Source organism: Chelativorans intermedius (genome assembly GCF_025398255.1).
Classification (GTDB): domain Bacteria; phylum Pseudomonadota; class Alphaproteobacteria; order Rhizobiales; family Rhizobiaceae; genus Chelativorans; species Chelativorans intermedius.
The window spans coordinates 22,490-30,436 of sequence record NZ_JAODNW010000011.1 but is presented as its reverse complement, the minus strand read 5'-3'; the positions used below and the strand labels follow the sequence as shown (position 1 = coordinate 30,436).

Annotated in this window: 6 protein-coding genes and 1 tRNA gene; 4 read left to right on the top strand and 3 right to left on the bottom strand. The window is 67.7% G+C overall.

Features of this window, described 5'->3' with window-relative positions; translation table 11 throughout:
- The coding region (locus NYR58_RS10280) for a hypothetical protein (RefSeq protein WP_261520526.1) at nt 1–360 on the top strand (360 nt) is incomplete at its 5' end.
- 164 nt (nt 361–524) lie between these two features.
- On the opposite strand, the gene NYR58_RS10275 is transcribed toward NYR58_RS10280, so the two are convergent.
- Nucleotides 525–809, bottom strand: a complete 285-nt coding sequence (locus NYR58_RS10275) for a DUF1127 domain-containing protein (RefSeq protein ID WP_261520525.1) — start codon at nt 807–809, stop codon at nt 525–527.
- 208 nt (nt 810–1,017) lie between these two features.
- Here NYR58_RS10275 and NYR58_RS10270 point away from each other — a divergent pair, with 208 nt between their 5' ends.
- Together NYR58_RS10270 and xseA are read left to right on the top strand one after the other, a co-directional pair.
- Nucleotides 1,018–1,980 carry a LysR substrate-binding domain-containing protein gene (locus NYR58_RS10270; protein WP_261520523.1) on the top strand — a complete coding sequence of 321 codons (963 nt, stop codon included), beginning with the start codon at nt 1,018–1,020 and terminating at the stop codon, nt 1,978–1,980.
- 69 nt (nt 1,981–2,049) lie between these two features.
- Nucleotides 2,050–3,609 (top strand): exodeoxyribonuclease VII large subunit, encoded by a 1,560-nt coding sequence (gene xseA, locus NYR58_RS10265; RefSeq protein ID WP_261520522.1) that lies wholly within the window; start codon nt 2,050–2,052, stop codon nt 3,607–3,609.
- Between the two features lie 48 nt (nt 3,610–3,657).
- Here the strand turns inward: xseA and NYR58_RS10260 are convergent.
- Nucleotides 3,658–3,734: transfer RNA gene (locus NYR58_RS10260), tRNA-His, on the bottom strand.
- 241 nt (nt 3,735–3,975) lie between these two features.
- On the bottom strand, nt 3,976–4,425 hold the full coding sequence (locus NYR58_RS10255) for a phasin (RefSeq protein ID WP_261520521.1): 450 nt from the start codon (nt 4,423–4,425) through the stop codon (nt 3,976–3,978).
- Between the two features lie 248 nt (nt 4,426–4,673).
- Here NYR58_RS10255 and NYR58_RS10250 point away from each other — a divergent pair, with 248 nt between their 5' ends.
- Nucleotides 4,674–7,790 carry a PAS domain S-box protein gene (locus NYR58_RS10250; RefSeq protein ID WP_261520520.1) on the top strand — a complete coding sequence of 1,039 codons (3,117 nt, stop codon included), beginning with the start codon at nt 4,674–4,676 and terminating at the stop codon, nt 7,788–7,790.
- The last annotated feature ends 157 nt before the right edge of the window (nt 7,791–7,947 follow it).

Here is a 7,947-nt window from a genome sequence, read left to right as displayed (position 1 = left end):
GTCGAGGCCGCAGAACAGAAGGCCGAAGAGCATATCGACGCCGCCGAGGATGCGGTCGAAGAGACCACCAACGGCGCCGCGGATGCCATCGGCTCGACGGTCGAAGCGGTGAAGCAGGAGGCCGGACAGCGAATCGATGCGGCCAAGGAGGCGGTCGAGGAAACCACTGGCGGCGGTGTGGAGGCCGTCGATTCGGCGGTGGAGGCGGCCAAGGAAAAGGTCGGCAACCAACTCGACGCGCTGAAGGACAAGGTCAACCGCGCCATCGGCAACACGCCGGACCAGGCCCCGGACGCAGCCGGTGGGGGAGAGGCGGCCACGAAGGCCGTGGAAGAGAACGCGCTGCCCGACGGCAACTGACGCCGCCGCACCGCGATTGCCTGGCGCCTCCCTCCGGCCGTTTGCCGCCCGCGGGAGGCGCCACAAAAAAAGCCCGGTTCACAAGGAACCGGGCAATGTGCAGGCATGCCGGGGGGATACCGGCGCGATGGGAGTGAATGCCTGCATGGGAGAAGGTTGCAGCGCTAGGAGCGACGGCGATGCAGCATCTCGCGGCGGGCCCGCTCGCGGGCGATCTGCTGCAGGCGACGGGTCGGATCGTCATAGATCGGTACCTGGTAGGCCCTGGCGATGTCCTCCGGCTCCAGCCCGATGTCGCGCAGTTCCCAGTCGCTCATCTCGCGCAGCTGCCGCATGGCGCGACGGTTGGCCCACAAACGCCATGCCTGCACGCCCATGCGCACGAGACGCGTGGCAAATCCCAGCCTGGCGGTGTCGGCAATCGGCAGAACGGTCTCTTGCACACGCATGGGAAGCTCCCTGGCACCCGGTAGAAATCTCCATCACGCGACACGGCCGATTTCGGCAGACGGCAAACGCTCGCGCGGCAAAACCTGCCGCGGCGGCGCCGTCAGCGCGTCGTGTGGAACGGTCACTTTGTCGCATGGGTGCATTGATTAGTCGAACGAATGTTTTTAATCTTTTCGATCAAACTTGCTGATAAAAGAAGACCGTCCCATGGCCGCGCCTCTCGATCTCGATCAACTCACCACCTTCGTGGCGATTGCCGACACGGGCAGCTTCACCCGCGCGGCGGAGGAAGTGCACCGCACCCAGTCCGCCGTATCCATGCAGATGCGGCGGCTTGAAGAGCGCATCGGCAAGCCGCTGTTCGAGAAGGAGGGACGCATCAACCGGCTGACCGAGGAAGGGGAGCGGCTGCTCGTCTATGCCCGGCAGATGCTGCGGCTCAACCGCGAGACGCTGGCTGCCTTCGACGACAGAAGTCTGGAAGGCCACATCCGCATCGGCATGCCGGACGACTATGCCGAGCGGTTCCTGCCGGAGATCGTGGCCCGCTTCTCGCGCTCCAATCCGCGGGTGGAGCTTTCCGTCCTGTGCGAGCCGACGTCCAACCTCGTCCACCACGTGCGCAACGGCCATCTCGACATCGCGCTGCTGACCGATGAAGAAAGCTCGGAGGTGGTGCGGCGGGAGCCGATCCTGTGGGTGGGCTCGGCCAATCACTCCGCCCATGAGCGCGAGGTGCTGCCCATGGCCTTCGGCCGGCCCAGCTGCTCCTGGCGGCGGGCGGCCTGTGCGGCGCTTGAGGCGATGGGGCGCGAATACCGGATCCTGTTCACCAGCTTCTCGGCAACGGCCATCGCGGCAGCGGTGCTCTCGGGCGCCGCCATCTCGGTGCTGCCGGAATGCGCGTTGCGGCCAGGCATGCGCGTGCTGGGAGAGAGCGACGGCTTCCCGCTGCTACCCGATTGCCGCATCGGCATCCTGCGCGGGCGCACCAGCCAGAGCCAGTCCGAGATTGCCGAGGCGCTGACCCGCCACATTGCCGAAAGCCTCGACAACATCTCCGTGCCGCTGGCCGTGGAGGAGCACCAGGGTTTCGATTTTGCCACCCTGCCGCACCGCATAAGGCGCGGCAAGCGGCTGCGGCCGAGCCAGGTGCTGCCGGGGTGGTGAGGCAGGCGGGGACAATGCCGGCGAAACCGCGGCTTGACCGCGCCGGCGCGGACCGGCTCAATCCGTCCCATGAATGAGGATGGGAAAACCGATTCGCTCGGCAATGTCGCCGAGTTCTCGGTCAGCGAGATTTCGCAGGCGCTCAAGCGAACCGTCGAGGATGCCTTCGGCCATGTACGCGTGCGCGGGGAGGTGTCGGGCTATCGCGGGCCGCATGCTTCCGGCCATTGCTATTTCGCCCTCAAGGACGAAAGGGCGCGCCTCGAGGCGGTGATCTGGCGCGGCACCTTCTCCAAGCTGCGTTTCCAGCCGCAGGAGGGGCTGGAGGTGGTGGCGACGGGCAAGCTTTCCACCTATCCGGGCTCTTCCAAATATCAGATCATCATCGACGCCATCGAGCCCGCAGGCGCCGGCGCGCTGATGGCGCTGCTGGAGGAGCGCAAGCGCAAACTGGCGGCGGAGGGACTGTTTGCCCAGGAGCGCAAGCGGCCCCTGCCCTTCATGCCGCGCGTCATCGGCGTCGTCACCTCCCCCACGGGCGCGGTCATCCGCGACATCATCCACCGCATCACCGACCGTTTTCCCGTGCATGTGCTCGTCTGGCCGGTGCGCGTGCAGGGCGAGACGACGGGGGACGAGGTCTCGGCTGCGGTGGCGGGCTTCAACGCGCTGGAACGGGACGGCCCCATCCCCCGGCCGGACCTTCTCATCGTCGCGCGCGGCGGCGGCAGCCTGGAGGATCTTTGGGGCTTCAACGACGAGGCGGTGGTGCGCGCGGTGGCCGCCTCGCAGATTCCCGTCATCTCCGCGGTGGGCCACGAGACGGACTGGACGCTGATCGACCTTGCCGCCGACCGGCGCGCCCCCACCCCCACGGGAGCTGCGGAAATGGCGGTGCCGGTGAAGGCGGAGCTGGAGGCCGATCTTGCCCGCCTGGCCGCGCGGCTCAAGGCCGCCATCTCGCGCGATGTGGAGCGGCGGCGCCAGGGGCTCAGGGCCGTGGCGCGCGCGCTGCCCTCGCCGGACCAGCTCTTCGCGCTGCCGCGACGCCGCTTCGACGAGGCGGCGGGCCGGCTGGCACGGGCGCTCGAAACGGCGACCCGCGGCAAGCGCCTGCGGCTGGAGGGCGCGCGCCTGTCGATCGCCGCGCTCGACCGGCGGCTGGCCGAGGCACGGCGGCGCACCGCCCAGGCCGAGGCGCGCCTGCCGGCCGTCTATCGAGGGCTGGTGCGCAATCGGCGCACCCGCTTCGACCGCGATGCCGCCCGCATCACCCCGCGCAGCAGCCTGGAGCGGATCGAGCGCCTGAAGGAGCGGCTTGCCACCGCCGCCGCGCGCGCCGACCGGGCCGCCCACCGGCGGCTGGAACGTGCAAGGGCCGCCTACGAGCAGGCCGCCCGGCTGGCCGAATCGCTTTCCTACAGGAAGGTTCTGGAGCGTGGCTTCGCACTGGTGCGCGACGCGGAGAAGCGCCCGGTCAAGAGCGCACATGCGCTGCGCGCCGGCCAGGAACTGCACCTGCAGTTTGCCGACGGCGAGGCCGCTGCCGTTGCCACCGGCACGCCACCGGGCGCCCCGCGCCCACGCAAGACGGCGAAAGGCGGCACAAGGCAGGGGTCGCTGTTCTAGTAAAGGGAAGGCCGGGTCGCAGACCGCGAGAAACGGACCGCGTGAGAATGGTACGGTTGGGTGGATTCGAACCACCGACCTCAGGAGCCACAATCCTGCGCTCTAACCAACTGAGCTACAACCGCATGCCAGCGAATGCTGCGTCATTACGGGCAAACAGGCGCTTTTTCAAGAGGCCCGCAATGAATGCGCGGCATTCTTTTCGCCGGTGCGGGGATCATGAGAAAAAGAAAAGACCGGGGGAGGAACCCGGTCTTTTCATATCAGGGCCGGAGGGAGGAGGAGGAGGAAACGACCGGCCCTCGTTCTTGCGAACGGGCCGCATATAGGCCCGCCCGCCGGATTCTTTAAGCGCGACCGTTCGCCTCAGGCAGCGGCCTGCTTCAGCACCTTCTCGAAGGCGTCCTTGACCGGCTTCGTCACCTCGGTGGCCGCCTTCTGGGACAGCGCCTGGAACTCCTTGGCCTGGTCGGCGGCAAACTCCATCTGCTTGCGCAGGAAGGAGCTCTGCAGCTCGATCACCTCGGAGAAGGAAGAGGCACCCACCAGCGCCTCGAACTGGGCGAAATTCGCCTCGGCGCCGGTGCGCATGGCGGCGATGGACTTCAGAACCCACTCGTCGCCGACCGACTTGGCCTTCTCGAAGGAAGCCTCGAACGCCTTGCGCGCATCTTCGGCGCCGGTCTTCATCTTCTCATAGGTCTCGCGGGTCTGCTCGGCGCTCTTCTCGGCAAAGGAGCGAAGCTGCTCGGTCGCCTGGGAAGCGTCGAAAGCGGAAAATTCGGTGCCTTCCGGCTTGTTGCTGGTCTTGCTCATGGGGTCAGTCCTTCTGTCTCGTGCGTTCTCTGCGGCGGTCTTCAAACTGAAGCTGAACGGAATATAGCAAGTTTTTTGTGCATTGCAATATTTATTTTGCAGCGCAGCAATCCGGTCGCCTTGCGGATTAACCAATGGGCAAATTGAAGCCGCCGAGATTGGAGGGGTTTGTGGACGGGCGCCCGCCATGCCCTTATTACTAACGGGCGGTTAATCTCACGGTTCACCAGAAGGATGGTTCTGTCCGGATGGCCTCGGCGTATTCGTTCCTCGACATAGCGGTTCTCGACGCGGTGCGCGAACGCTTCGCCGCCGGCGATGCGCTGGCCGTTCTGTCGGTCTCTCTCGACGAGATCCTGTGGGCCAACGGGGCGGGGGCGGCATGGCTCGGCCATGCCGACATCGAGGAGGCGATCGGCAGCGCGCCGCGCCTGTCACCCGTCGCCGTGCGGCAGATTGCGGCCTTGCCGGGCTTTCCCGAGATCGGGCGCGACAGGCCTCTCTCCCTCAGGCTGGCCGGGGGGATCAGAAGCCGCCTCGTCACGTTGCAGGCAAGCGGGCTGACACTGCCAGGCGGCGAAAAGGCGCTTGTGCTTGCCCTGCCCATGCACGATGGCGACGGAGAGGCGGAGGCGGCGCGCGCAGCGCGCATCGTCTCCGGCTTCGACGAGCCCGGCCACTTTGCGGCGCTTATCGACGCGCAGGGCGGTGTCATGGCCGCCTCCGAAGGCTTCGAGGTTCTGGGCATCGCCCCGGAAACGCTGCGCAGCCTCGTGGATGCGGTGCGCGCGCAGGAGGACCGGCTGGTCAAGAAACCGATCCATGGCGCACGTCGTTTCCCTGCCGGGATCGCCCGCCTTGCCGATGAGCCGGCGCTGCATCTGCTGGTGGTCGTCGACGAGGAAGGCGATGGCGCGACCGCCGGCGACGCGCACGCCGCCCCGCTGCCGATGACGCCGGAAGCAGAGCAGGAGCCCGAGGGGAAGGGCACGCATGGCGCGGCCCGCGGCACGCCGGGGCGGGAGGTGACGGGCGAGCGCACGGTGCGCTTCGCCTGGCGCACGGATGCGCAGGGCCGCTTCTCCGCCATTTCCGAGGAGTTCGCCGCCGCCGTCGGCGAAGTTGCGGCGGATGTCATCGGCCGCAGCTTTGCGGAAGTGGCGGCAGCCTTCCGTCTCGACCAGGACGGGGCCATTGTCCGCCTTCTGGAAAGGCGCGACACGTGGTCCGGCCGCACGGTATGGTGGCCGGTGGCCGGGACGGCGCTGAAGGTGCCTGTGGACCTTGCCGCCCTGCCCGCCTATGGGCGCGAGCGCGGCTTCGAGGGGTTTCGCGGTTTCGGCATCGTCCGGCTGGGAGAGGAGGAGCCGGACCCCGAGCGGATCGGCCTGGCACTCGTTTCCGCGCCGCATGGCACGGAGGAGGACGCGGACGAGGAGGCCGCAGCGCGCGAAGAGCCGCAGCCGAGCGCCGCCGATGCGCACCCTTTCAAGGGAGAGGCGCCAGCAATCCATGTCACCGAGACGCCGCAGCGGCGCGAGACGGACAAGGTGATCCGCCTCGCCGAGCACAGGGAGAACGCGCGGGAGAACGGCGGGCTTTCGCCGGCAGAACGGAATGCGTTTCGCGAAATCGGCGAGCGGCTGCGCCTGGCCAACGAGGCAGCGGCACGCGCAGCAGAGACTAGCCGTGCGGCGGAGGCGCAAGAGGCCACCCCGCAGCCGGAGGAAGACAGCGCGCCACCGGCTCGGCCCGATCTGGACGAGGCGGCCGGGGAACCGGCAGGCGGCACGCGGGCGGCGGGCGGCATCCTGCCCTCCGCCTTCTTCCTGCCCCCGCCCCCCGCGCCGCAGGAAGGGGTGTCTGCGGCGGGCCTTCTTTCCCCTCTCCCGCTTCCCGTTCTCATCCACTCGGGCGACCGGCTTCACTATGCCAATCGGGCCTTCTTCGACCTGACCGGCTATGACAACCTCGAAGCGCTGGAACAGGCCGGCGGTCTTGGCGCGCTGTTCGACGAGCCGCAGCAGGACGCCACGCAGGACGAGCCCGGCCGTACCCTGCGCCTCCTCACCGCCGACGGCGTGCAGACGGCGGTGGAGGCACACCTGAAATCCGTACCCTGGGAGGGCAGGAAGGCGCTGATGATGGCGCTTCGCCCGGTCGCGGCGGAAAAGGCAGCGCAAGAGGCGGAAGGCCGCCGCGAGGATGCCACGCCCCCCGCCCCTGCTCCCGCCGAGACCGGGGAGCTCGAAACGCGCCTTGCCGAGATGCGCGCCATCATCGACACGGCTACGGACGGCATCGTGATCATTGCCAATGACGGCACCATCCGCTCCATAAGCCGGCCGGCAGAGGCGCTTTTCGGCTTCGACGCGGAGCACGTGACGGGCAAGCCCTTTACCTCGCTTTTCGCGATCGAGAGCCAGCGCACGGTTGCCGACTATCTGGCCTCTCTGGCCGACAATGGCGTGGCCAGCGTGCTGAACGACGGGCGCCAGGTGATCGGGCGCGAAGCGCAGGGCCGCTTCATCCCGCTGTTCATCACCATCGGCCGCCTGCCCAACAGGAACGGCTACTGCGCGGTGCTGCGCGACATCACCCACTGGAAGCGCGCCGAGGAAGAACTGACCCAGGCACGCGCGCAGGCCGAGCGCGCCTCCTCTCAGAAGAGCGAGTTCCTGGCGCGCGTGAGCCACGAGATCCGCACGCCGCTCAACGCCATCATCGGCTTTTCGGAGCTGATGATCGACGAGAAGTTCGGCCCCATCGGCAACGAGCGCTATCGCGACTATCTGCGCGACATCAACCGCTCGGGCAATCACGTGCTCGACCTGGTGAACGACCTGCTCGACATCTCCAAGATCGAGGCTGGCCAGCAGGAAATGCGCTACGAGGCGGTCTCCCTCAACGAGACGCTGGGGCAGACGGTGGCCATGATGCAGCCGCAGGCCAACAGCGAGCGCGTCATCATCCGCTCCAGCTTCGCCTCGCGCCTGCCCGACGTGGTGGCCGATCTGCGAAGCGTGCGCCAGATCGCCCTCAACCTGTTGTCCAACGCGGTGCGCTACACGCCGGCCGGCGGCCAGGTGATCGTTTCCACGGCTTACGCGCCGGACGGCTCGGTGGTCATGCGCGTGCGCGACACGGGGGTGGGCATGAGCGCTGCCGAGCTGGACGAGGCGCTGAAACCCTTCAAGCAAATCAACGCGCTGCGCCGCCGGCGCGGCGACGGCACCGGGCTCGGCCTGCCGCTCACCCGGGCGATGGTGGAGGCCAATCGTGCGCAATTCTCCATCAGCTCCACCCCTGGCGAAGGCACGCTGGTGGAGGTGACGTTTCCGCCGACGCGCGTTCTGGCCGACTGAGGGCGCGGGCACGCCGGGATAAGTTGACTCCAGTAGTTTAGAATAATTCTAAAGTACTGATTTTATTGGCGTTCTCTTGACCCGCGCGCCACTTTCCCTCATTAGGAGGCCGCGAAGTGGACCCTTCGCTTATGAGCAACCTTGCCTGGGGCCTTGC

What these genes read in the sequence shown, in the direction of transcription:
- xseA (WP_261520522.1), top strand. Translation starts at nt 2,050, where the DNA reads ATGAATGAGGATGGGAAAACCGATTCGCTCGGCAATGTCGCCGAGTTC.
- NYR58_RS10255 (WP_261520521.1), bottom strand. Translation starts at nt 4,425, where the DNA reads ATGAGCAAGACCAGCAACAAGCCGGAAGGCACCGAATTTTCCGCTTTC.
- NYR58_RS10275 (WP_261520525.1), bottom strand. Translation starts at nt 809, where the DNA reads ATGCGTGTGCAAGAGACCGTTCTGCCGATTGCCGACACCGCCAGGCTG.
- NYR58_RS10270 (WP_261520523.1), top strand. Translation starts at nt 1,018, where the DNA reads ATGGCCGCGCCTCTCGATCTCGATCAACTCACCACCTTCGTGGCGATT.
- NYR58_RS10250 (WP_261520520.1), top strand. Translation starts at nt 4,674, where the DNA reads ATGGCCTCGGCGTATTCGTTCCTCGACATAGCGGTTCTCGACGCGGTG.